Origin of the sequence: Actinoplanes subtropicus (genome assembly GCF_000721705.1) — a bacterium.
In the GTDB taxonomy this organism is placed as follows: domain Bacteria; phylum Actinomycetota; class Actinomycetes; order Mycobacteriales; family Micromonosporaceae; genus Actinoplanes; species Actinoplanes subtropicus.
The window spans coordinates 315928-338326 of sequence record NZ_JOJL01000027.1; the positions used below are offsets into that span (position 1 = coordinate 315928).

Annotated in this window: 26 protein-coding genes and 3 pseudogenes; 13 read left to right on the forward strand and 16 right to left on the reverse strand. The window is 72.5% G+C overall.

The genetic code is table 11. The features are described 5' to 3' along the window. From IH26_RS0134910 to IH26_RS0134920, 3 genes are all read left to right on the forward strand, one after another. The gene (locus tag IH26_RS0134910) at positions 1–1848 is read left to right on the forward strand and encodes a 4Fe-4S binding protein (protein ID WP_211268806.1); all 1848 of its coding nucleotides are present in this window, start codon (positions 1–3) and stop codon (positions 1846–1848) included. A gap of 102 nt (positions 1849–1950) precedes the next feature. After that, positions 1951–2544: a DoxX family membrane protein gene (locus IH26_RS0134915; protein WP_030440532.1), complete on the forward strand. Its 594-nt coding sequence runs from the start codon at positions 1951–1953 to the stop codon at positions 2542–2544. Between the two features lie 91 nt (positions 2545–2635). Next, a complete protein-coding gene (locus IH26_RS0134920; RefSeq protein WP_030440533.1) occupies positions 2636–5005 on the forward strand; it encodes a glycoside hydrolase family 65 protein in 2370 nt (789 codons plus the stop codon). Here the strand turns inward: IH26_RS0134920 and IH26_RS0134925 are convergent. Then, entirely contained in the window at positions 4995–5435 is a 441-nt protein-coding gene (locus tag IH26_RS0134925) for a hypothetical protein (RefSeq protein ID WP_030440534.1), read from the reverse strand. The genes IH26_RS0134920 and IH26_RS0134925 overlap by 11 nt on opposite strands. Before the next feature lie 402 nt (positions 5436–5837). Between IH26_RS0134925 and IH26_RS64720 the strand changes: the two are divergent. The 4 genes and pseudogenes from IH26_RS64720 to IH26_RS61590 all read left to right on the forward strand — a co-directional run. Beyond that, a pseudogene (locus IH26_RS64720) lies at positions 5838–6125 on the forward strand (GNAT family N-acetyltransferase); the annotation flags it as partial. A gap of 317 nt (positions 6126–6442) precedes the next feature. Next, positions 6443–6628, forward strand: coding sequence for a hypothetical protein (locus IH26_RS61580; RefSeq protein ID WP_030440535.1), 186 nt, complete (start codon positions 6443–6445; stop codon positions 6626–6628). 41 nt (positions 6629–6669) lie between these two features. Next, on the forward strand, positions 6670–7023 hold the full coding sequence (locus IH26_RS61585; protein ID WP_030440536.1) for a YbaB/EbfC family nucleoid-associated protein: 354 nt from the start codon (positions 6670–6672) through the stop codon (positions 7021–7023). After that, positions 7020–7409: a YbaB/EbfC family nucleoid-associated protein gene (locus IH26_RS61590; protein WP_030440537.1), complete on the forward strand. Its 390-nt coding sequence runs from the start codon at positions 7020–7022 to the stop codon at positions 7407–7409. Before IH26_RS61585 ends, IH26_RS61590 begins: the two co-directional genes overlap by 4 nt. Here IH26_RS61590 and IH26_RS0134945 read toward each other — a convergent pair. Genes IH26_RS0134945 through IH26_RS0134955 form a run of 3 tightly spaced genes read right to left on the reverse strand, consistent with a single transcriptional unit; the run spans position 7403 to position 9187 of the window. Beyond that, a complete protein-coding gene (locus tag IH26_RS0134945; RefSeq protein ID WP_030440538.1) occupies positions 7403–8260 on the reverse strand; it encodes a WXG100 family type VII secretion target in 858 nt (285 codons plus the stop codon). The genes IH26_RS61590 and IH26_RS0134945 overlap by 7 nt on opposite strands. After that, positions 8257–8580: a hypothetical protein gene (locus IH26_RS60310; RefSeq protein ID WP_030440539.1), complete on the reverse strand. Its 324-nt coding sequence runs from the start codon at positions 8578–8580 to the stop codon at positions 8257–8259. Before IH26_RS60310 ends, IH26_RS0134945 begins: the two co-directional genes overlap by 4 nt. Then, a complete protein-coding gene (locus tag IH26_RS0134955) occupies positions 8573–9187 on the reverse strand; it encodes a hypothetical protein (RefSeq protein ID WP_157437543.1) in 615 nt (204 codons plus the stop codon). The genes IH26_RS60310 and IH26_RS0134955 overlap by 8 nt, the downstream gene beginning before the upstream one ends. Positions 9188–9392: 205 nt before the next feature. On the opposite strand from IH26_RS0134955, the gene IH26_RS0134960 reads away from it, so the two are divergent. The 3 genes and pseudogenes from IH26_RS0134960 (at position 9393) to IH26_RS54380 (ending at position 11014) form a co-directional block, all read left to right on the forward strand. Then, on the forward strand, positions 9393–9815 hold the full coding sequence (locus IH26_RS0134960) for a hypothetical protein (protein ID WP_030440541.1): 423 nt from the start codon (positions 9393–9395) through the stop codon (positions 9813–9815). Then, positions 9809–10036, forward strand: coding sequence for a helix-turn-helix transcriptional regulator (locus IH26_RS0134965; RefSeq protein WP_030440542.1), 228 nt, complete (start codon positions 9809–9811; stop codon positions 10034–10036). Before IH26_RS0134960 ends, IH26_RS0134965 begins: the two co-directional genes overlap by 7 nt. A 1-nt stretch (position 10037) precedes the next feature. Next, a pseudogene (locus tag IH26_RS54380) lies at positions 10038–11014 on the forward strand (NAD(P)-dependent alcohol dehydrogenase). A 14-nt stretch (positions 11015–11028) separates the two neighbouring features. On the opposite strand, the gene IH26_RS0134975 reads toward IH26_RS54380, so the two are convergent. Beyond that, the gene (locus IH26_RS0134975; protein WP_034216581.1) at positions 11029–11715 is read right to left on the reverse strand and encodes a hypothetical protein; all 687 of its coding nucleotides are present in this window, start codon (positions 11713–11715) and stop codon (positions 11029–11031) included. Between the two features lie 187 nt (positions 11716–11902). On the opposite strand from IH26_RS0134975, the gene IH26_RS0134980 reads away from it, so the two are divergent. From IH26_RS0134980 to IH26_RS0134990, 3 genes are read left to right on the forward strand one after another with little or no spacing between them, the layout of a single operon-like run. Next, entirely contained in the window at positions 11903–12325 is a 423-nt protein-coding gene (locus tag IH26_RS0134980) for a GbsR/MarR family transcriptional regulator (protein WP_051809110.1), read from the forward strand. Continuing rightward, on the forward strand, positions 12325–13218 hold the full coding sequence (locus IH26_RS0134985) for an ABC transporter ATP-binding protein (RefSeq protein WP_030440545.1): 894 nt from the start codon (positions 12325–12327) through the stop codon (positions 13216–13218). The genes IH26_RS0134980 and IH26_RS0134985 overlap by 1 nt, the downstream gene beginning before the upstream one ends. Then, complete coding sequence (locus IH26_RS0134990) at positions 13215–14006, forward strand: ABC transporter permease (RefSeq protein WP_030440546.1); 792 nt, start codon at positions 13215–13217, stop codon at positions 14004–14006. The genes IH26_RS0134985 and IH26_RS0134990 overlap by 4 nt, the downstream gene beginning before the upstream one ends. A gap of 52 nt (positions 14007–14058) precedes the next feature. On the opposite strand, the gene IH26_RS0134995 is transcribed toward IH26_RS0134990, so the two are convergent. The 11 genes and pseudogenes from IH26_RS0134995 to IH26_RS0135040 form a co-directional block, all read right to left on the reverse strand. After that, entirely contained in the window at positions 14059–14451 is a 393-nt protein-coding gene (locus tag IH26_RS0134995; RefSeq protein ID WP_030440547.1) for an Hsp20/alpha crystallin family protein, read from the reverse strand. A 135-nt stretch (positions 14452–14586) separates the two neighbouring features. Continuing rightward, positions 14587–15060 (reverse strand): flavodoxin domain-containing protein, encoded by a 474-nt coding sequence (locus IH26_RS0135000; RefSeq protein WP_063763781.1) that lies wholly within the window; start codon positions 15058–15060, stop codon positions 14587–14589. A gap of 16 nt (positions 15061–15076) precedes the next feature. Then, the gene (locus IH26_RS0135005; protein ID WP_030440549.1) at positions 15077–15988 is read right to left on the reverse strand and encodes a universal stress protein; all 912 of its coding nucleotides are present in this window, start codon (positions 15986–15988) and stop codon (positions 15077–15079) included. A gap of 83 nt (positions 15989–16071) precedes the next feature. After that, entirely contained in the window at positions 16072–16569 is a 498-nt protein-coding gene (locus IH26_RS64725; protein WP_425394422.1) for a GyrI-like domain-containing protein, read from the reverse strand. After that, positions 16558–17394, reverse strand: a pseudogene (locus tag IH26_RS64730) (universal stress protein); the annotation flags it as partial. The pseudogene IH26_RS64730 and the gene IH26_RS64725, both read right to left, overlap by 12 nt. A gap of 67 nt (positions 17395–17461) precedes the next feature. Beyond that, complete coding sequence (locus IH26_RS0135015) at positions 17462–17911, reverse strand: hydrogenase maturation protease (RefSeq protein WP_030440551.1); 450 nt, start codon at positions 17909–17911, stop codon at positions 17462–17464. A gap of 4 nt (positions 17912–17915) precedes the next feature. Beyond that, positions 17916–19214 (reverse strand): Ni/Fe hydrogenase subunit alpha, encoded by a 1299-nt coding sequence (locus IH26_RS64060; RefSeq protein ID WP_030440552.1) that lies wholly within the window; start codon positions 19212–19214, stop codon positions 17916–17918. Further along, the gene (locus tag IH26_RS0135025; protein ID WP_051809082.1) at positions 19211–19930 is read right to left on the reverse strand and encodes an NADH-quinone oxidoreductase subunit B family protein; all 720 of its coding nucleotides are present in this window, start codon (positions 19928–19930) and stop codon (positions 19211–19213) included. The genes IH26_RS64060 and IH26_RS0135025 overlap by 4 nt, the downstream gene beginning before the upstream one ends. Continuing rightward, on the reverse strand, positions 19930–20730 hold the full coding sequence (locus IH26_RS0135030) for an FAD/NAD(P)-binding protein (RefSeq protein ID WP_051809114.1): 801 nt from the start codon (positions 20728–20730) through the stop codon (positions 19930–19932). Before IH26_RS0135030 ends, IH26_RS0135025 begins: the two co-directional genes overlap by 1 nt. Further along, on the reverse strand, positions 20727–21188 hold the full coding sequence (locus IH26_RS0135035; protein WP_169789866.1) for a cyclic nucleotide-binding domain-containing protein: 462 nt from the start codon (positions 21186–21188) through the stop codon (positions 20727–20729). The genes IH26_RS0135030 and IH26_RS0135035 overlap by 4 nt, the downstream gene beginning before the upstream one ends. Continuing rightward, a complete protein-coding gene (locus IH26_RS0135040) occupies positions 21182–22309 on the reverse strand; it encodes a 4Fe-4S dicluster domain-containing protein (protein ID WP_034216583.1) in 1128 nt (375 codons plus the stop codon). The genes IH26_RS0135035 and IH26_RS0135040 overlap by 7 nt, the downstream gene beginning before the upstream one ends. Positions 22310–22399: the final 90 nt, after the last annotated feature.

The window sequence follows — 22399 nt, forward strand, 5'->3', positions numbered from 1 at the left end:
GTGCTCCCCCGGGACGCCGCGATCGCCAAGATCAAAGACAAGATCACCCAGACGTACGCCCGGCGCGGCGCCGACGTCGTGGCCCGCAACCACGCGGCCGTCGGCGCCACCGTCGAGGCCCTGCACCGGATCGCCGTCCCGGCCACGGTCACCGCCACCCGCCACCGGCCCCCGCCGGTGCCCGCGGACGCGCCGCCGTTCGTCCGCGAGGTCACCGGCCCGATGCTGGCCGGCGAGGGCGACCGGCTGCCGGTCAGCGCGCTGCCGGCGGACGGCACCTACCCGGGCGGCACCACCGCGTACGAGAAACGCAACATCGCCGATCTGGTGGCGGTCTGGGACCCGCAGACCTGCATCCAGTGCGGCACCTGCTCCTTCGTCTGCCCGCACAGCGTGATCCGGTCCAAGTTCTACGACCTCAAGGAGCTGGCCGGCGCGCCGGACGGCTTCCCGTCCGCCCCGCTGAACGCCCGCGGCCTGCCGGACCACCGGTTCACCCTGGAGGTCTACCTCGAGGACTGCACCGGCTGCGGGCTGTGCGTCGAGGCCTGCCCGGTCGGCGCGCCCGAACGCAAGGCGATCAACCTGGAACCGCGGGAGCCCTTGGTGGCCGCCGGCCGGGCCGACATCGCGTTCTTCGAGACGCTGCCGCACGCCGACCGCTCCCGGGTGGACTTCGGCACCGTCCGCGGCGCCCAGTTCCTGCAACCGCTGTTCGAGTTCTCCCTCGCCTGCGCGGGCTGCGGCGAGACGCCGTACCTGAAACTGCTCTCCCAGCTGTTCGGCGACCGGCTGATGGTCGCCAACGCCACCGGCTGCTCCTCGATCTACGGTGGGAACCTGCCCACCACGCCGTGGACCCGCAACCCGCAGGGCCGCGGCCCGGCCTGGTCGAACTCGCTGTTCGAGGACGACGCCGAGTTCGGGATGGGCTTCCGCCTCACCGCCGACCTGCACCACCGGCTGGCCGCCGACCGCCTCGGCGCGCTGCGCGACCGGCTCGGCCCGGAGCTGGTGGACGCCGTGCTCGCCGCGCCGCAGCGGTACGAGTCGGAGTTCGCCGAACAGCGGGACCGGATCGCGGAGCTGGGCCGCCGGCTGGACGAGCTGCCGCCCGGCGACCCGGCCGTCGCCGACCTGCGCAGCGTCCTGGACCATCTGGTGCGGCGCAGCATCTGGATCGTCGGCGGGGACGGCTGGGCGTACGACATCGGCTCGGCCGGGCTCGACCACGTCCTGGCCAGCGGCCGCAACGTCAACGTGCTGGTGCTGGACACCGAGGTCTACTCCAACACCGGCGGGCAGATGTCCAAGGCAACGCCGCTGTCGGCGGTCGCCCGGTTCGCCGCGGCCGGCAAGACCACCCCGAAGAAGGACCTCGCCCTGCAGGCCATCGCCTACGGCAACGTGTACGTCGCCCGGGTCGCGATGGGCGCCGACCCCGAGCAGACGCTGTGCGCGCTGCGCGAGGCGGAGGCCTACGACGGCCCGTCGCTGATCATCGCGTACTCCCATTGCATCGCGCACGGCATCGACATGCGCGACGGCCTGGGCCAGCAGCAGCGCGCCGTGCGCAGCGGCTACTGGCCGCTGATGCGCTACGACCCGGTGCTGCGCGCGGCCGGCCGCAACCCGTTCCTGCTCGACTCTCCGCGCCCGCGCACGCCGCTGTCCGACTACACCGACCGCGAGCTGCGGTTCCGCCGCCTGCGCGACACCGACCCGGAGGAGGCGGCGCGGCTCGCCGTGCTCGCTCAGGAGGCGGTCGACCAGCGCTGGCAGGTCTACGAGGAGATGGCCACCCGCGGCCCGGAGCGCTTCCCGGCCGACGCCCGGCCCGGCCGCTGACACACAGGACTTTGGACCCTTCGGGGTCGGGCTGTTCGGCACGGGCGCACGACGCACGGAACGGGCAGGCTCAAGGCAAGGACATCGATAGAGGAGGACACCATGACGACCATCGGCCGGGGCTCCACCGCCCACCACCTCGAGAAGGTTGAGGCGCCCGGCTCCATGCTCACCAAGACCGCCGCCAAGGCGCTCGCGGTCCTGCGCATCTCCACGGGATTCGTCTTCCTGTGGGCGTTCCTCGACAAGACCTTCGGGTGGGGTTTCGCCACTCCGTCCGCCCGGTCGTGGATCAACGGCGGCTCCCCCACCAAGGGCTTCCTGTCCAGCGTCGACGTCGGCCCCGGCTGGCTGCAGACCTTCTTCCACAACATCGCCGGCAACCCGGTGACCGACTGGCTGTTCATGCTCGCCCTGCTCGGCATCGGCCTCGCCTTCATCCTCGGCATCGGCATGCGGATCGCGGCCGGCGCCACCGTGATCCTCATGGCCATGATGTGGCTCGCCGAGTTCCCGCTCGACAAGACCGGCGCCAAGGGCGCGCCCAGTGGCTCGACCAACCCGATCACCGACTACCACTTCATCTACGCCGTCACCGGGATCGTCCTGGCGCTCACCTACGCCGGGCACACCTGGGGCCTGGGCAAGTGGTGGGCCTCGCTGCCCATCGTCCAGAAGAACCGCTGGCTGATCTGACCCATCTTGAAACCGCCCGGCCCGTCGAGGCCGGGCGGTTCGCCGTGCAGGATAGGGAGGCGACGTTGTCGTCCACCGAGCGGAGGCCTCCGTGATCCGTCACCCGGCGTACCCCGTGGAACCCTGGCGGGTGCGCGAGACGCACCTCGACACCGAACTGCTGGCCCGATCCGAATCGATCTTCGCGCTGTCCAACGGGCACATCGGGCTGCGCGGCAACCTCGACGAGGGCGACCCGCACGGCCTGCCGGGCACGTACCTCAACTCGTTCTTCGAACTGAGACCCTTGCCGTACGCCGAGGCCGGCTACGGCTACCCGGAGTCGGGCCAGACCATCGTCAACATCACCGATGGCAAGATCATCCGGCTGCTGGTGGACGACGAGCCGTTCGACGTCCGCGACGGCCGGCTCCTGCGTCACGAGCGCACCCTCGACCTGCGCGACGGCGTGCTGCGCCGCGAGGTGGAGTGGGAGTCCCCGGCCGGCTCGGCGGTGCGGGTTCGCTCGACCCGGCTGGTGTCGTTCACCCAGCGATCGATCGCCGCCATCGAGTACGAGGTCACCCCGGTGGACACCCCGCTGCGGGTGATCGTGCAGTCGGAGCTGGTGGCGAACGAGCCGCTGCCCGGCCCGCGCAAGGACCCGCGGGTGTCGGCCGTGCTCGGCGCGCCGCTGGTGGCCGACGACTGCCACGCCAGCGGCGCCGGCGCGTTCCTCACCCACACCACGCGGGAGAGCGGGCTGCGGCTGGCCGCGGTGATGGACCACGTCATCGAGGGGCCGCCCGGCCTGCGCCAGGACAGCGAGGCGGAGCCCGACCTGGCCCGCACCACGGTGGCCTGCCGGCTGGCACCCGGCCAGCGCCTGCGCCTGGTCAAGCTGGTCGGCTACGGCTGGTCGAACGGACGCTCCCCGGCCGCCATCCGGGACCAGGTCGCCGCGGCGATCGCGGGCGCCCGTTTCGAGGGCTGGGAGGGGCTGCTCGCCGCGCAGCGGGCGTACCTGGACCGGTTCTGGGCCGGCGCCGACGTCGAGCTGGACGGCGACGCCGAGGTGCAGCAGGCCGTCCGCTTCGCCATGTTCCACCTGCTGCAGGCCGGCGCACGGGCGGAGAAGGACCCGATCGCGGCCAAGGGCCTGACCGGCCCGGGCTACGACGGCCACGTCTTCTGGGACACCGAGCGCTACGTGCTGCCGGTGCTGACCTACATCGACCCCCGGGCGGCGGCCGACGCCCTGCGCTGGCGGCACGCCACCCTCGACCTGGCCCGGGAGCGGGCCGCCACGCTCGGCTGGGCCGGCGCGGCGTTCCCCTGGCGGACCATCCGCGGGCAGGAGTGCTCCGGCTACTGGCCGGCCGGCACGGCCGCGGTGCACCTGGCGGCCGATGTGGCCGACGGCGTGGTCCGCTACGTGAATGCGACCGGCGACGCGACCTTCGACCGGGACGTCGGCGTCGAGCTGCTGACCGAGACCGCGCGGCTGTGGGCCTCGTTCGGCCACCGCGACCGGCACGGCGACTTCCACCTCGATGGCGTCACCGGCCCGGACGAGTACACGGCGGTCGCCGACGACAACGTCTACACCAACCTGATGGCCCGGCGGAACCTGACCGCGGCCGCCGACGCCGCGGCGCGTCACCCCGACCGTTTCCGCGCCCTCGGCGGCCGCGACGAGGAGGTCACCGCCTGGCGGGCCGCCGCGGAGGCCATGCATATCCCGTACGACCGGGAATTGGGTGTCCATCCGCAGGTGCGGGGCTTCACGCTGATGAAGGAGTGGGATTTCGACGCCACCCGCCCGGACGACTACCCGCTGCTGCTGCACTACCCCTACCTGGATCTGTACCGCACGCAGGTGATCAAGCAGGCCGATCTGGTGCTGGCGCTGCACTGGTGCGGCGACGAGTTCACCCCCGAGGACAAGGCCCGCAACTTCGACTACTACGAGCGCCGTACGGTCCGCGACTCCTCGCTGTCGGCGTGCACCCAGGCGATTCTCGCCGCCGAGGTCGGGCACCTGGAGCTGGCCCACGACTACATCGGCGAGGCGGTGCTGATGGACCTGTACGACCTGCACCGCAACACCGGCGACGGGATGCACATCGCGGCGCTGGCCGGCGGCTGGCTCAGTCTGGTCGCCGGCCTGGGCGGCATGCGCGACCACGACGGCGTGCTGTCCTTCGCGCCGCGCCTGCCGAGCCGGATCGACCGGCTCACGTTCGCCCTGCTCTGGCGGGGGCTACGGCTGCAGGTGACGGTACGCGCCACGGAGGCCGACTACGCGCTGCGGGACGGGCCGGGCGACGCCAAGCTCGAACTGCTGCACCACGGCGAGCCGCTGCTGCTGTCCACCGCCGAGCCGGTGACCCGCCCGATCCCGCCGATCGTCCCGCTGACCGCCGAGCCGGAACAGCCACCGGGCCGGCGGCCGGTGCACCGGGAGGATCTCATCCGCTGAACGACCGGCCGGCCGTCGCGCGGGCCAGCGCGACGAGCTGCACGACCAGGCCGACCATGCTGCCGGCGATGCCCAGCAGCAGCAGGACCCGGGTGACCGTCGGCCACGGCGAGCCGGCCGCGAAGTCGAAGGGGAACACCTGCCACAACTTGGCGAGCGCGGCCAGCCCGACGCCGGTGGTGATCAGTCCACCGGCGGCGACCAGCCAGCGTGAGTCGCGGATGACGTAGATCAGGTTCACGGCGATCCCGGCCACCAGCGACAGGTTGATCAGGGGTAACACCCGCACCACGTCGCCGGTGAGGAACGGCAGGACGGCCCAGCCCGGCCGCCCGTTGATCAGATAGAGCAGGACGGCGTTGACGGCCGCGGCGATCACGTACCCGGCCCGCCGGGCGACCTGCTTGCCGGCCTCGGTGCTGGTAGTCATGACAACCTCCGGTAAGGCCAGCGTCTCCCCGCCGCGGACCCCGCCGCCAGGGTCGTTCGCCTGCCGTCTGCGGACCTTCGGCCCTGCCGCTCATGCCCCCGGCATGCCGAGGGTGAACTCAGCGGGGCCGGGAGGGGGCGACGAGCATGGTGGTGACGATGGCGACCTATGGCGGCCTCGAAACCGGCCCTGCCTCGCTGCGGCGTCCGTTGCGCGGTCGTGCTCACCCGGATCCCCGCCACGGCCGGTCCCGGGCCGCAACGGGAGGAATTGCGCCGGATCGCCCGGGACCACGGCATCCGCCTGGTCGGCCCGGACAGCCTCGGTGTCGTCAACACCGACCCGCTCGTGCTCCTCGACGCCGGCCTCGCCCCGGTCCGGGTGCCGCCCGGTGGCCTGGCGATGGCCGCGCAGTCCGGGGCCGTCGGGACGGCGCTGCTCGAGCAGGCCGCCCGGGACGGCTGCGGGATCGCCTCGTTCGTCTCGCTCGGCGACCAGCTGGACGTCAGCGCGAACGACCTGATCGGCCACTGGCACACCGACCCGCGGGTCCGGGCCATCGCGTTGTATCTCGACTCCTACGGCGACACCGCGACGTTCGCCCGGCACGCCCGGGCGGTGGCCCCGGACAAGCCGATCCTGGCGATCTGCGGCGCGGAGGCGGCAACCGCCCGGGACGCCCTGTTCACCCGGTCCGGCGTTCTCCGGGTCGCCGGCGTCGACGAGATGATGGATGCCGCCCGGATGTTCGTCGATCAGCCGCTGCCCGCCGGACGCCGGCTGGGCATCGTGGGCAACGCCGGTGGCCTGGTCCCGCTCGCCGCCCAGGCGGCGCGGGTGCACGGTTTCACCGTCCCGGGCCGGGCGGTCGACGCCGGGGTGGAGGCCACCCCGCGGCGGATCGCGGAGGCGGTCGGGACCGTCGTCCGCGACGGCGGGCTGGACGCCCTCCTGCTGCTGATCGCCGGAACCCGCGCCAACGTGCCGGAGGCCATCGTCGCGCCCGGGTGGTGGACGCCGGTCCCCGGCTGGCCACGGCCGCGGTGCTCACCGGTTGCGGCGAGGACATCCACCACATCGGAGCCCGCCGGGTGCCGGCCTACCGGCAGCCCGACCGCGCGGTCCGGGCCCTGGCCCACGCGCGCCGCCATGCCAGGGCTCAGGCGTACGACGTCCACGTCGCGTCAGCCTGACCGCCCGGTCGCCGGGTGGATCGCCCGCCTATGCTGCCGGGGTGAGCGATTTCGACCCGGCCGGGCTCGGCGGCCAGTTGCGGGCCGTTGCCGAGGGCCTGCGCGAGACCAGCGAGAGCGTGCGGCACGCCACCGAGCGGGCGCGGGCCGAGACGGTGCGGCTGGGCGACGACGACGGGCTCGCCGAGGTGGAGGTCGACGGCCGGGCCCGGGTCCGGGAGATCCGGCTCAGCCACGCCGCCCTGCGCAGCGCGGACCGGCTCGACGACCTGCTGACCTCGCTGCTCAACCGGGCCCTCGAGCAGGCCCGGGCGAACACTCAGGACACCGTCCTGGCGGCCTTGCCCCCGGCCCTGCGCCGGGACGTGCTCGATGCCGAGGAGGAGGGCCGGTGACCTACCCCGACTTCGCCGAGCAGGTGGCCGAGGTCCGCTCCCGGGTCGCGGCCGCGGCGGCGGCCGAGGTGTCCGGCGAGGACATGGGCGGTCTGGTCCGGGTCACCGCCACCGGGAAGGGCGACATCGTTTCCGTACGGGTGACCGAGCGCGCCCTGGACGACCTGGACGCGCGATCGCTCGCCGAACGGATCACCGAGGCGGCCAACGCGGCGCTCGCGAAGGCCGAGGCCACCCTGACCGAGGCCGCCCGCACGAACCGGGAAGCGGACGACACCGCGTACGCGATGGCCCGTTTCACCGACCGCATGGACGACCTGCTGGACCGGTTGACCCGGCTCGACCGCGACCTCGAGGACCGGCTCGGCGAGCTCGGCGGTCAGTGAGCGCTGGCGGCGTCCTGCGCGTCGCCGGCGTCCTGCCAGCCCTCCCAGTAGTCCTTGCCGCCCTCGTACAGCTTGCCGACTCCGCCGGGCGGGGCGTCCAGGCCCCCGGTCCCGTACTTGATGGCCTGGCTGACCGCGACGTTCTTGCCGATGAACGTCGCCTGGTTCTTGATCCGCTCCACGCCCTTGTACGTCTTGAGCGCCGCCTTCTCCTCGTCCAGGGCCTTGCTGAGCTTCTGCAGCAGGTCCCGGATCGTCTTGAGCACCTTGGCGGTCTTCTCCAGCGCCTCCGCGATCTTGGTGAGCACCGCGGCGACCTTCTCCACCACGCTCGCCACCCGGGCCAGCGCGACCGCGGCCTCGGCGAGCACCTCGGCGACGGCCGCGGCCAGGCTCGCGCCGAAGGTGATGATCGACAGCGCCAGGTTCGTGACCAGGATGCCGATGGCGAACATGACCAGGCTGGTGACGATGTCGATGATCATGTTCGCGCCCTCGGTGCACGCCTGCGCGCCCGACTCCAGCAGCTCCGGCATGCCCTTGAGGGCCGCCTCCAGCTGCTGCAACTGCTGGTCGATGAAGACCACGCTCTGGTCGAAAGCGTCGTACGCGTCGCCCTCCCAGTGGCCGGCCAGCGCCGCCTTGTCCTGCAGCTGCGCGGCGGCCAGCTGGTGCACCTGCTGGGCGTACTGCAGATAATGCGGCGCGGCGTCAAGCAGCGCCTGCGGGTCGCCGGCGACCTTCTTCAGCGAGTCGTCGATCCACTGGTACGGCTCGTGCAGGGTCGACTGCACGATGCCGGGCAGCCCCGCGTACCACGATTCGAGCTTGTTGACCGCCTCCGCGCTCACCGGTGACCACCCGCCCCGGTCACCCGATCGGCCGCGCCCTGATCGCCGGCGTCGTAGGCCTGGGCGGTGCCGCGCACGCCGAGCGCCAGCCAGCCCATCGCCGACGCCATCGACGTCGTGGTGAACTCGCAGCCGTCGACGAACTCCTGGTAGGCGTTGTAGATCTTCTCACCGATGCCCGGGATGTAACCGAAGGCGCCCCGGTCCAGGTGCACCGAATCCATCTGCCCGCGAAGCGTCGTGAAGTCCCGCTCGCGGTCGGCGGAGCGCCCCGCGAACCGTTCCAGCGACGGCGTATCCACCTGGACGTGATCAGTCATCGAACCCTCGCTCCCCGTTGGACCACCGCTCGGTCAGCGCCCGGATCAGCTGGTTGGCGATCCCGGCGTCGAGCATCCCGGCGAGGATAGCCAGCATCGACCCATCGGTGAAGGTCACCTCCACCTGTCCCCAGCCGAACAGCAGCTTGAAATGCCGGCGCGCCGAGCGCACCGCCGAACGCGGCACCGCGAACCCGATCGTCCACGGCCCTTTCGTGCCGGTCTCCGGGCGTTTCATGAGCAGGAACCGCCGATCGGTCACCGCCCAGTGCACGGTGCCCGGCTCCATCGCCTTGCCCGCCCGCCAGATCAGCCCGGCGTACGAGTTCGCCGCCCCCGACCCGGCGCTGCCCGACATCAGGTTGTTGAAGATGTCGGTGTTGAACTGGCCGGCCTCGAAGACCTTCTCCGACTCCGGCAGCCGATGACCGTGCTCCTGGACGTAGCGCTGCTCGAAGCCGCTGAGCTCGTCGTCGGTGCGCTCGAGCCCTCGCGTGTCCGGGTTCAGCGGGCCACGGTAGACACCCAGGGCGAGCAGCCGCTCACCCGGCGCCAGCACCTTGGCGATCTCGGGTCCGTAGATCTTCACGTGGTTCAGAAGCGGCACCACCGCACCTTAGCCAGGTCCGTTCACGATCGAAACCGGCCGGACGAGATCAGGCCAGCGACAGGAACAGCTTCTCCAGCCGGGCCACCGGACGCATCCCGGCGGACCTGCTGCGCTGGACAGTGATGTAAAGAATATTGGACACGAGGTCAAGGGAGGGTTACATTGGCTGTGTCAAAGATTCTGTACATCGGAGGGCCGGGTCATGACGCACCAGGAGAAACGGGCGTGGATCATGCTGGTGGTCACGGTCGTCGCGTACACCACGTACGCGGTCATCGTCGTCGGCCGAGCCCATGGCCATCCGCTGAGCGGCGTTCCCTACGCCGCGACCATGCTGTGGAGCATCGGCGCGGCGATCCTCGCCAGCATCGTGGCCGACACGATCACCAGTGGCCCCCGCCGCGCCCGGATCACCGACGACCGGGACCGGCAGATCGGCCGCATGGGTGAGCACATCGGACAGTCGCTCGTCGTCGTCGGCGCGGTCGCCGGCATGCTCATGGCGATGGCCGGCTGGGAGCGGTTCTGGATCGCCAACGTGATCTACCTGGGCTTCGCTCTCTCCGCCGTGCTCGGCTCCGTCGCCAAGATCGGCATGTACCACGGCAGGCTCCCGCAATGGTGAAACCGACCCGCGTCACCAACAACATCCGCGCGCTGCGCTTCGCCCACGGCGAGATGACCCAGGCCGACCTCGCCGACCGCATCGGCGTGACCCGCCAGACCGTCATCGCCATCGAGCAGGGCCGCTACTCCCCCTCGCTGGAGGTCGCCTTCCAGATCGCCCGCGTCTTCCGCGTCCCCATCGACAGCGTCTTCTCCTACACCGATCCCGAGGAGGGATGACATGAAGGCCATCGTCCAGGACCACTACGGCACCGCCGACGCCCTCCAGCTGCGCGACATCGACCCGCCCGCCCCGGGCGCCGGCGAGGTCCTCGTCCACGTCCGGGCCGCCGGCGTCGACCCCGGCGTCTGGCACCTCATGACCGGCCGCCCCTACCTGGTGCGTGCCATGGGCTTCGGGCTGCGCCGCCCCAAGGTTCCGGTCCGCGGCCGCGATCTCGCCGGCGTCGTCGAAACGGCCGGGGCCGGCGTCACCGGCTTCCGGCCCGGCGACGAGGTGTACGGCACCAGCGACACCGGCTCCTTCGGCGAATACGCCACCGTCCCGGTGGCCCGGCTCGCCCGCAAGCCGAAGACGATCTCCTTCGAGCAGGCCGCCGTCACCCCCGTCTCCGGGGTCAGCGCGCTGCAGGCCGTCCGAGACTGCGGCGGCGTCCAGGCCGGGCACCGCGTGATGGTCATCGGCGCGGCCGGCGGCGTCGGCTCGTTCGCCGTCCAGATCGCCACCGCGCTCGGCGCGACCGTGACCGGCGTCTGCTCCACCACCAAGGCCGACCTCGTGCGCTCGCTGGCGCGACCGAGATCATCGACTACACCCGCGAGGCGATCGACCAGGAGCCCGGAGCGTACGACCTGATCGTCGACACCGCCGGCAACCGGCCGTTGTCCCTGCTGCGCCGCGCCCTGACCGAGCACGGCACCCTGGTCCTCGTCGGCGGCGAGCACGGCCGCGACGCCGTGCTGGGCGGCTTCGACCGGCAGCTGCGTGCCCCGCTGCTGTCGATGGTCGTCGGGCAGCGTCTGCGCGCGCTGATGGCCAAGGAGAACGCCACCGACCTGACCACGCTCACCGAGCTCATCGAATCGGGCGCGGTCACCCCACACCTCGACCGCACCTACCCCCTGGCCCAGGCCGCCGACGCCATCCGCTACCTCGCCGAAGGCCACGCCGCCGGCAAGGTCGCCATCACGGTGTGAGCCTCCACGGAGCGTCAGGCGCTCGGCGAGTGCACGCTCAGGGAGTTGCGCTGTGCTGCCTCCGCCCGCGCCTTGATGCCCAGCATCATCCGGCGCGTCATCACGAAGCTCACGGCGCCGATCGGCGCCATCACCGCACGGGTCAGGGCGCTGCCGAACGCGGTGCGCTCCCGCACCAGCAGGCGGGTGCCGCCCGAGGGCGCCGGCCGCAGCGCGAACGTCCACCCGAACTCCCACTTCAGCTGCTCGTCACGGTCGAGCGGGCAGCCGGCGTGCAGGTCGGCGACCTTCAGCACCAGTGCCTCGCCGGGTTGGAGGGCCACCACGTACCAGCCACCACTGCGGGCCCGGTTCGCGTGGACGACGTCGCCCACGGCCAGGCGCTGCCACTCCTCGACGACCTCGGCCGCACTGTGGATCCCCAGCCCGAACAGGTTCTCCAGCCAGTCGTAGCTGTAGAAACCACCACGGTCGGCACCGAGCTGGACGATCCACGGCCACACCGCCGCCGGCGGGGCCTGGATCGTGATCGCCCGCGTGACCTGCGTCGCCGGCTCCGCCACCTGCTCGTCACCGGCGAGCCGGACGTGGCGTTCCTCCTCGGTCGCACCCCAATGCCGCTGCCAGGGCCCGGCCCACCCCTCGTATCCCACCACCGCCGCGGCCACCACGGCCGCCGACGCCATCAGACCTCGCCTCATGTCAGCCTCCCCCCACCGACCACCGTCACCCCCGACCCGGTCCAGCGGTAGAGGCCTACGGACCTACCGATGCGGTTGAGTCGTACGATCTGCGTCTGCTATGTTCAGAAAGTTTTGAACTTTGGGAGAGTTTGCCGTGGAGGATGAGCGCCGGTTCGCCGAGGAAGTGGGCACGGTGCTGTCCGGCATGGGCCTGCCGGCCGCGTTCGGCAAGCTGATGGGCTGGTTGCTGATCTGCGACCCGCCGCAGCAGACCAGCGCCCAGCTGGTGCAGGCGCTCGGGCTCGCCAAGGGCTCGGTGAGCACCGGCATGCGCGCACTGGAACAGCTCGGGATGGTGCAGCGGGTTCCGGCGAGCGGGCGCGGCCACGCGTACGAGATGCTGCCCGACGCCCTCGTGCGGACGGTCGACGCCCGCCGGCTCTACCTGGTCATCCACGCCGTGATGCAGAAGGGCATCGATGTGCTCGGCGGCGACGAGAGCGCGCCCCGGGCGCAACGGCTGCGCGTGACCCGGGATTTCTACGCCTTCGTGGCCGAGCGGATCCCGCAACTGATCGACGAGTTCGCCCAGCAGGAAGGTCTGTCTCAGCCGCGAAAGGACGCGTGATGGCGGATACCCCGGCCATCCGGACCGAGGCGCTGGTCAAGCGCTACGGCCGCGGGGGCACCACAGCGTTGACGGGCCTGGATCTCACCGTCGCCCCGGGTGAGGTCTTCGGGTTTCTCGGGCCGAACGGGGCCGGTAAGAGCACCACGATCCGCATCCTGATGGACCTGATCCGGCCCACCTCGGGCACCGTGCGCGTGCTCGGCGCCGATCCGCGCTCCGCCCCCGAGATCCGCGCCAGGATCGGCTACCTGGCCGGCGAGTTCGTCGCCAACGGCCGGCAGACCGGGCGCGAACTGCTCACCTACCTGGCCGATCTGCGCGGCGGCGTGCCGGCCCAGCAGATCGAGCGGCTCGCGTCCGCGTGGGACCTCGATCTGACCAAGCGGATCGGCAGTCTCTCCAAGGGAAACCGGCAGAAGATCGGCGTGATCCAGGCCTTCATGCACCGGCCGCCGCTGCTCATCCTGGACGAGCCGACCAGCGGCCTGGATCCGTTCCTGCAACAGCAATTCGTTGCCCTCGTCCGCGAGGCCGCCGGCAACGGACAGACCGTGTTCATGTCCTCACACGTGATGGGCGAGGTGCAGCAGACCTGCGACCGCGTCGGCATCATCCGCGCGGGCTCGCTCGTCACCATCGAACACATCGACGACCTGCGCAAACGAGCCCTTCGCAAGGTCGAGGTGCATTTCGACTCCGACGCGCCCACCCTCTCCGCCGCCGGGGTCTCCGACGTCACCGTCGACGGGAAGGTGTTGCGGTGCAAGCTTTCCGGCGACGCCGACGCGCTGGTGAAGGAGTTGGCGCGCCATCACGTGGTGGACCTGATCAGCGAGGAGCCCGAGCTCGAGGAGCTCTTCTTCACCTACTACCGGCACCAGGAGGCATGATGCGCGTCTTCTGGAAAACGGTGCGGGACAACCGGCGCGGCTGGATCGGATGGATCGTGGCCCTGACCGCGATCGCCGCCATGTACGCCTCGTTCTACCCCAGCATCAACAAGCCGGCGATGGCCGACGCCCTGAACTCGTTCCCGCAGTCGCTCAAGGAAGCGTTCCACCTGGAGGACTACACCAGGCCGGAGAACTACTTCGCGGCCAGCGTGTTCGGCCTGCTAGTGCCGATCCTGGTCGCGGTCTTCGCCATCTCCGCCGGGGTCAGGGCGATCGCCGGCGACGAGGAGGCGGGGACGCTGGATCTGATCCAGGCCCAGCCCGTACGCCGGATCTCGCTCGCGCTGCAGCGGCTCCTGGCGATCGTCACCGCCATGGCCGTGCTGGCGGGCGTCATGTGCCTCGCCGTCATCGCGCTGCGCGGACCGGCCGGGTTCACGGCGCTCTCCCCCGGCCGGCTGTTCGCCATCTGCCTGCAACTGGCCCTGTTCGGCATGCTGTTCGCCGCGCTCGCGTACGGCGTCGGCGCCTGGACCGGCCGCCGGGTCCTCGCCATCGCGGCCGGCGCGGCCGTGGCGGTGCTCGGCTACCTCGCCAACACGTTCTTCACCCAGATCCACAGTCTGAAGTGGACCGAACGACTCTCGCCCTTCGACTGGTATCTCGGCGGCGAACCGCTGAAACACGGCGTGCAGTGGGGCCACGCCGGACTCCTGGCCGGCTTCGCCCTCCTGTTCGCCGCCGCGGGCACCTGGCGCTACAACCGGCGCGACATCACGGTGTGACGCGCGGCGAAGGCCGGCGGCTCTTCGGGCCGCCGGCCGTCGCCTCAGGGGCTCACTCCACGGTGATGGCGATCTGCTTCCCGGCCGGCTGCGGCTCGGTCAGCGGCACCGTGATCTCCAGGATCCCCTTGCGGTAGGTGGCCTTGATCGCGGACTCGTCGGCGTTGTCCGGCAGCCGCACCGAGCGCTGCACCGACCCGTAGCGGAACTCGCTGCGGTGCCGGGCGGTCTCCTCCTCGCGGCGCTCGGCCTTCACGGTCAGCACCCCGTGCACGGCGCTGACCTGCACGTCCTTCTCCGGGTCCAGTCCGGGCAGCTCGGCGCGCAGGATGTACTCCTGGTCGGTGAGCTTGTCCTCGAAGCGGATCGGCGGCATCGGGCGCGGGAAGTCGAGCTCGAACCAGTCGGTCATGTCACCGAACAGACGCGGCAACAGCGAAGCCATCTCTTGCCTCCCTTCCTTCCTTTCCTCTCCATCCGATCGCGGTTCCGCCGCCCCGGTCAGGGCCGGACGGCCCGTCGTCAGGGACGGCCGGTCTCGCGGTTTCCGCCGCCCCGGTCAGGGCCGAGCGGCCCGACGTCAGGGACGGCCGGTCTCGCGGTTTCCGCCGCCCCGGTCAGGGCCGAGCGGCCCGACGTCAGGGACGGCCGGTCTCGCGGTTCCGAGCCAGCCGTGCGCCTCGGCGGTCATCCGCCCGCCGAACGTCACGTGGTCGCGGGCCGGCAGCTCACGCAGCGCGGCGTACGCGTGCGGGACGGGCGGCAGCTTTCCGGCATCGGCCGAGCTGTCCAGCGGCCCGCTGCTGAACAGCCAGACCCGGCGGTCGGCGAACCGGCCGGCGAAGCGGTGCACGAACCGGCGGACGTCGAGATGCCAGCCGTACCCGTAGAGGGCGGAGCCGAGGATCAGCGCGTCGTAGCCGGTGACGTCGGTGACCTCGGCTGCCGACATCAGGCGCACCGTCAGGCCGGCCGCCCGCAGTTCTTCGGCGACCCACTCGGCGATCTCACCGGTGCCGCCGCCCGTCGTGCCGTACGCGACCAGGACCGTCATGGCCGTCCCCTCAGTCTCAGCCCACCAGGAAGACCGGGCAATGGGCGTGCTGCACCACGGCGCGGCTCACCGACCCGAGCAGCCCGGCGGGTATGCCGCCCGGACCGTGCCGGCCGACGACCAGCGCGGCCGCCTGGGTCGACACGTCGATCAGCGCTTCGGCCGGATCCTCGGCGACGAACCGCCGGTGCATCCGTACGCCGCCGGCGGTGTCGACCCGCTCGATCCGGGGCGTCCGCCCGGCGTGCAGCAGCAGCAGGTCGCTGCCGCGCAGCTTCGCCTCGCCGTGCGCGAAGCCGACGGCCGGGCTGTCGTCGCCGTCCACGCCGACCACGATCGGCCGGGCGGCGAACCCGGGGCCTGGCGGCCAGCCGGGAATGCGGACGACCATCACCACGCCGTTGTGGTCGACGGCCACCCGCTCCCCCACGCTGACGCCGAACACCGAGCTCGCCGCGCCGTGCCGGTGCCCGACCACGACCAGGCCGGCGTGCCGGCCCTCGATCAGCAGCCGGGACGCCGCCGAGCCGGTCACGATCCGGCTGGTCACGGCGATCGAGGGGGCGCAGGCGTGCACCCGTTCGGTCAGCCGCTCGAGCAGCCGGGCGCCGGCGTCCTGGGCGGACTGACGGCCGCCCGGCACGTGGATCATGCGCAGGTCCCAGCCGCGCAGCTCGGCCTCGATCGCGGCGTGGTCGACGGCGGTGTAGCTGATCGGGCTGTCGTCCACGCCCACGAGCACCAGGCCGGTCTTCGCGACTACGCCGGGCGGGACCCGGCCGGGCGCGGGCTTGCCCGCGTCCTCCGCGTGGTAGCCGAGCACGCCCAGGTAGCGATTGATCGCCCCGCTGTATCGGGTGGTGTCGGCGCAGGCCGCGTGGGCCTGCCGGGAATCTCGCTCCGTCCGGAGCCTGTCGAGGTCGCTCATGGCCGGCCTCCTTGGAGGCGTTTCTCTGCTCCCATCACAACCCCCGGCAACCGCACCGGCCAGGGCCGTTGGTCCCGGCCGTTTCAGCCCAGCGGGTACACCACCCGGGTGCGGTACCCGGACTCGTCCGCGGCGCCCGGGCCGACCAGGTACTCCTCCCACATCCGGGGCGGCGGCACCCGGGCGTGGCCGGCGAACCAGGCGCTCAGGGCGGCGTACATGGACGGCAGTGTCCGGTACGGCCCGATGTGCTCGGCCCGGACCACCCGGCCGGCCGGGAGATGCTCGGCGGTGAGGCCGCCGACGCCGGGCGGCTCACCCTCGATGGGGAAGCCGACCGTCACGTCGAAGACCTGATGCGCCTCGTTCGTGTAGACGGCGGTCGGCGGCCCGGCCGGGGTGATGCCGTGCCGTTCGAACTCGGCGGCGACGATCGGGATGGTCCGGCCGAAGAACGTCGCGAGATCCGCCATCGGGACGCTCTCCCGCCGGCCGACGACGGTGCGCGCGGGCAGCGTGGTCACCTCGATGCGGTCGGCACCGGCCGTGGTGCCTCCGGCGCCGGTCCGATGCGGAACCACCAGGACGGGCCGGCTCAGGTGGTGCAGGGTCGCCATCGCTGCGCTGCCGAGCAGGATCTCCCGGATCGCCGACCGGCCCCGGGAGCCGACCACGATCACGGCGGCGCGCTGCTCGGCGCCCTGCCGGGCCAGTGCCTCGGCGATGCCCCGGCCGGGTGGGTGACCGGCCGGGGACTCCACCGTGATCTCCTGGAATCCGGGCGGCGCCGGCTGCGCCAGGGCGCCCTCGCGAACCGCGGCCAGCACGATCCGCCGCCCGGGGAACAGTTGTCCCGCCGCGGCCAGCGCCCGGCGGGCCCCCGGCGAGCCGTCCCAGCCGACCAGGATCGGGCCCTCCGCCAGCGCCGCCCGCTCGGCGACGAACATCGGGTACGGCACCACCAGCACGGGCTGGGCGGCGTAGTGCACGGCCATGTCCGAGACACTGCCCAGCACGGCCCGTGCGCCGCCGAGCCCGCGCGAGCCCACCACCAGCACGTCCGGCTCGAGCTTCTCGGCGAGCTCGGCCAGTTGCAGGCCCTCTCCGCCGTAACCCCGCTCGACCAGCGGCTCGGCCTCCCAGCCGGCGGCGCGGGCCAGCGCGACGCCGGCGGCGGCCAGCCGGTCGGCCTCGGCGCCGCCCTCCCGCTCGACCGCCTCGACGAACTCGTCGACCCGGCGGGTGCCGTGCCAGAGCCGCCGCCGTAGCGCGTCGCTGGCGAACGGCGGCATCCACAGGTGGGTGATCCAAGCCTGGGCCCGGGGCAGCAGAGTCGCGGCCGCCTCGATGGCCGCCCCGGCCGCCACCGATCCGTCGTATCCGGCCATCACCCGTAACGTGGTCATCGTCCGCCGCCCCTCTCCTTCCAGCCTGAGCCGCCGTCCGGGCCGGCCGGCAGAGGCATTCGGCCCGTCAGTGTGGTGCGACCAGCTCCCGGACCCGGGCGGCGACCGGACGAACGGCGGCCTCGACGGGCGCGGTCAAGCCGGCCCCGAAGCCGAGCTCGGTCCCGCAGACCGCGAGCACGACCAGCCGCTCCGGCAGCCGGCGCAGGACCCGGCCGAGCGCCACCGCGGTGCCCAGGCCGACGCCGTGGGTGCCGGCCGAGGGCTCCTCGGGCGCGTCGGAGGCCGCCAGCTCGAACCAGGCACCCGGCGGCCGGTCCGGCGCGTGCACGGCGTCGATCACCACGGCCAGCTCCGCCCCCGTCCACAGGTCGAGCAGCCGGCTCGGCTCGCCGTCGGTGACCCGCAGGTCCACGCCGGTCAGCCGGTCGGTCAGCTCGGCCACCACCCGGGGCCCGGCCCCGTCGTCGCGGCGGAACTCGTTGCCCACGCCGATCACGACGCGCCGGCCCGGCATGGCGTCACCCCCGGTCGATCGAGAGGTCGAGGAAGTGGGTGGCGCAGGAGATGCACGGGTCGTAGTTGCGGATCGCCTGCTCGCAGTCGGCGGTCAGGCGCTCGTCGACCAGGTGCAGCCGCTCGCCGACGAAGCGGGTCAGGTCGTCCTCGATGGCCGCCTGGTTCTGCGACGTCGGCGGCACTATCCGGGCCGTGCGGACGAGGCCGTCGGCGTCCAGTTCGTAGCGGTGGAACAGCACGCCGCGCGGGGCCTCGGTGGCGCCCCGGCCGGCGCCCGCCCGTGGCGGGACCTCCTCGGCCGGGCGGACCGGGGGCTCGTACGCGTCGATCAGCCGGATCGCCTCGTCCACGGCGTACACGATCTCGATGGCCCGGACCACGACGCTGCGGTAGGGATTGCGGCAGTCCGCACCGAGACCGGCCGCGGCGGCGGCCTGCCGGGCGATCGGCGAGAGCTGGTCGTGGTTGAGCGTGTAGCGGGCCGCTGGGCCGGTCAGGTAGCGGCCGCGCCCGGCCAGTCGCGCGTGCAGGGCGGTGGAGTGCGGCACCTGCTCCTCGAGCACGTGCTCCTCGAACTCCCGGACTCCGAAGCGGAGCCCGCCGGTGGTGACGACGTCGCCGGTCTCGATCGCGTACCGGCCGGGCACGGTCAGCGCCAGCAACTCGTGGTCGTGGGTGAAGTCGGGGAAGTCGAAGCCCGCCACCCACTCCACGGTCACCAGGGCCTGGTCGAGCGCGACCCGCAGCCGCTCCCGCATCGGGGCCAGCTCGCGCGGTGCCGGCGCCCGGTAGAAGCCGCCGACCCGCACGTTGACCGGGTGGATCGCCCGGCCGCCGAGCAGTTCGAGCAGGTCGTTGCCGGTCTTCTTCAGCGCCAGACCCCGTTCCACCAGGTCACGCCGGTCCTTCGCCAGCTCAAGCGCGCTGGGGTAGCCGAGGAAGTCCGGCGCGTGCAGCAGGTAGATGTGCAGAGTGTGGCTCTCGATCCATTCGCCGCAGTAGAGCAGCCGGCGCAATTCCCCGATCGGGCCGCCGACCTCGATGCCGCAGGCGTCCTCGATGGCCGCGCAGGCGCTCATCTGGTACGCCACCGGGCAGATCCCGCAGATCCGGGCCGTGATGTCGGGCGGCTCGGTGTACCGGCGCCCGCGCAGGAACGCCTCGAAGAACCGGGGCGGTTCGTAGATCTCCAGGCGTACGTCGTCGACCCGGTCGCCGCGCACCCGGACGTGCATCGCGCCCTCGCCCTCGACCCGGGCCAGCGCCCGTACGTCGAGGATCCGCTCGCCGCGGTGGGTCATGACTGTTCCTTCCGCCGGGTCACCTCGAGGAAGACCGAGCCGGGCACGCTTTCCAGTGCGGCGTAGTTCGGCGTCTCGGCCGGGCCGAAGCAGCCGTAGCACCCACGCGAGACGGCCGGGCAGAGCGCGCCGCAGCCGGCCCGGGTGACCGGGCCGAGGCAGGGTGTGCCATGCGCCACGACGACGCAGACGTTGTGCCGCTGCTTGCACTCGAAGCAGACGCTGTGCGCCGGGATGTTCGGCTTCCGCCCGATCAGCAACGCGCCGAGCACCTCCAGCAACTGGCGCCGGTCGACCGGGCAGCCGTGCAGTTCGTAGTCGACGTCCACGTGCGCCGCGATCGGCGTGGAGGTGGCCAGCGTGGCGATGTACTCGGGGTGCGCGTAGACGACCGAGGCGAACTCCGCGACGTCCGCGTTGTCGCGGAGCGCCTGGATACCGCCGGCCGTGGCGCAGGCGCCGATGGTGACCAGCGTGCGGGACACCTCGCGGACCCGGCGGATGCGTTCGGCGTCGTCCGGGGTGGTGATCGAGCCTTCCACCAGCGAGACGTCGTACGGTCCGGGCAGCACCGCACGGCTGGCCTCGAGGAAGTGCGCGACGCGCACCCGGCCGGCCACCGCCAGCAGTTCGTCCTCGCAGTCGAGCAGGCTGAGCTGGCAGCCGTCGCAGGAGGCGAACTTCCACACCGCCAGGGTCGGCATCGCGCTCGTCATCACAGCTCCCGCACTCGTAGCAACGGTTCCACCCGGTCGTACCGGAACACCGGCCCGTCCCGGCAGAGCAGCAGCGGCCCGAGCTGGCAGTGCCCGCACCAGCCGGCGCCGCACCGCATGTCCCGTTCCAGGGAGACGTGGATGTCGTGCCCGGCGAGCCCACGCCGGATCAGCGCCTCGGCGACGAACCGCATCATCACCTCGGGGCCGCAGAGGTATGCGACGGTGTTGTCCGGATCGGCCTCGGCCCGCGGGATCAGGGTCGTCACCAGCCCGACCTCCCCCGTCCAGCCGTCGGCGGGCCGGTCGACGATCGTCCGGACGTCGGCGCGCTGTCGCCAGCGCCGCAGATCCGCGGGGTACAGCAGGTCGCCGGGGGTGCGGGCGCCGACCAGCACGGAGACCCGGCCGAACTCGTCGCGGCGGGCCAGCACCGCCTCCACCACCGGGCGCAGCGGCGCGAGCCCGATCCCGCCGGCCACGATCACGACGTCGTGCCCGCGGGCGGCGTCCACGTCCCAGGTCGTGCCGAACGGGCCGCGCACGCCGATCATCTGCCCGGGCGCGGCCCCGTGCAGCGCCGCGGTGACCGCGCCGACGTTGCGAAGGGTGTGTATCAGCCTCCCGCCGCGGCCGCCCCCGCTGAGCGAGATCGGAACTTCCCCTATTCCGTACGCCGTGAGCATGGCGAACTGTCCGGGCGCGAAAGCCGGCCCGTCCTCGCCGACCAGCTCGAGGGTGACCGTGTCGGCCGTCTCCACCCGACGGTCCACCACCCGGTAGGGCACCGGCGCGGTCACGGCCGGCCCCACAGGTCGAGCAGGCGCAGCCGGGTCGCTTGCAGGCGCTCGGTGATGATCGGGGTGAGGCGGCTCAGCATCGCGTACCCGAACTCCGGGTCGGTCTCACAGCGCAGCCGTACCGCGGCCGCGTCGAAGCGCACGGCGGTGACCGGCTCGATCGCGTTCGCGCCGAAGTGCCACCGGTACGGCGGGTGCAGCCACGACCAGCCCAGCACCGTGCCCGGCCCGATCGTCTCGATCACCTGGTCGCCGCGGCCCGGCACGTGCAGCCCGAGCGCGACCTTGCCGTGTTCGAGGAGCCAGAACGCGTCGGCCGGGCCGCCCTCGGCGAAGATCGTTGCGCCGGCCGGGAAGGTCTCGGCGGTGGCGCACTCGCACAGCTCGCGGACCAGGCCGATGGTCAGGCCGGCGAAGAACGGCTGGGCCAGTACCCGGATGGTCAGGTCGCTCAGCACGGCTCCTCCTCGCTCGCCCGCCAGGCCGACAGCGCCGCAGCTTCCGCGGTGATGTCGATGCCGGCCGGGCACCAGGCGATGCACCGGCCACAGCCGACGCAGCCCGACGAGCCGAACTGGTCGTGCCAGGTGCCCAGCTTGTGACTGATCCACTGCCGGTACCGGGACTCCCCGCTGGTCCGCACGCTGCCGCCGTGCAGGTAGGAGAAGTCGAGGTCGAAGCAGGAGTCCCAGCGCCGCCACCGTTCGGCGTGCTCGCCGGTCAGGTCGGTGACGTCCTCGGTGGTGGTGCAGAAGCAGGTCGGGCAGACCATGGTGCAGTTGCCGCAGGTCAGGCAGCGGGCGGCGACGTCCGTCCAGTGCGGGGACTCGCGGGCGGCGGCGAGCAGGTCGGGCAGCGGCTCGTCCGGCATGGACCGGGTCATGGCGCCGGCCGCTCGGGCGACCGCGGCGCGGGCCTCCCCGATCACTTCCGTGCCGGCCGGCCGGGTGGGCAGCGCCGCCAGCACCTCGGCGCCGGCCGGCGAGCCGGCCCGGATCAGGAAGCGGTCGTCGTGCTCACCGGCCAGCTCGGTCATCGCCAGGTCGTAGCCGTCGCGGGCGTCCGGTCCGCCGCCCATCGAGGTGCAGAAGCAGGTGGCGCCCGGCTCGGTGCACTCGACGGCGACGATGAACGCCCCGTCCCGGCGGGCGGTGTAGATCGGTTCGGTGTGCGCACCGCCGGTGAACACCCGGTCGAGCACGCCCAGTGCGGCCAGGTCGCAGGGGCGGGCGCCGAGGATCGCGTACCGGGGCGGTTCGTCCGGGCCGGCGGTGACCGAGCCGGTGGCGCGATCGGCGGACCAGAGCCGGGCGCGGGGCGGGTGCAGGATGTCCTTGACCGACTGCGGGCCGGCCGAGTGGGCGAACGCGGCATTGTCCGCGCGGCGGCGCAGGCGGTAGCGCCCCGCCTCGGTCTCCACTCCCCAGCCGTACGGGAGGTCGGCCGCCGACTCGAGCTCGGCCAGCATGATCGCGCCGTCCCGGACGGTCGGGCCGATCACGGTGTAGCCGCGCTCGCGCAGCTCGCCGACGAGCCGGGGCAACGCCTCGACATCGAGCAGTACGGATTCCTCGGGCATCGTGCCTCCTCGGCCAACGCGCCTCGCCGTCAGGGTGGACCGCGGATCGCTGTGCGGGGACGGGCCGAAGTGCCTGTCCCTTTTGGGGGC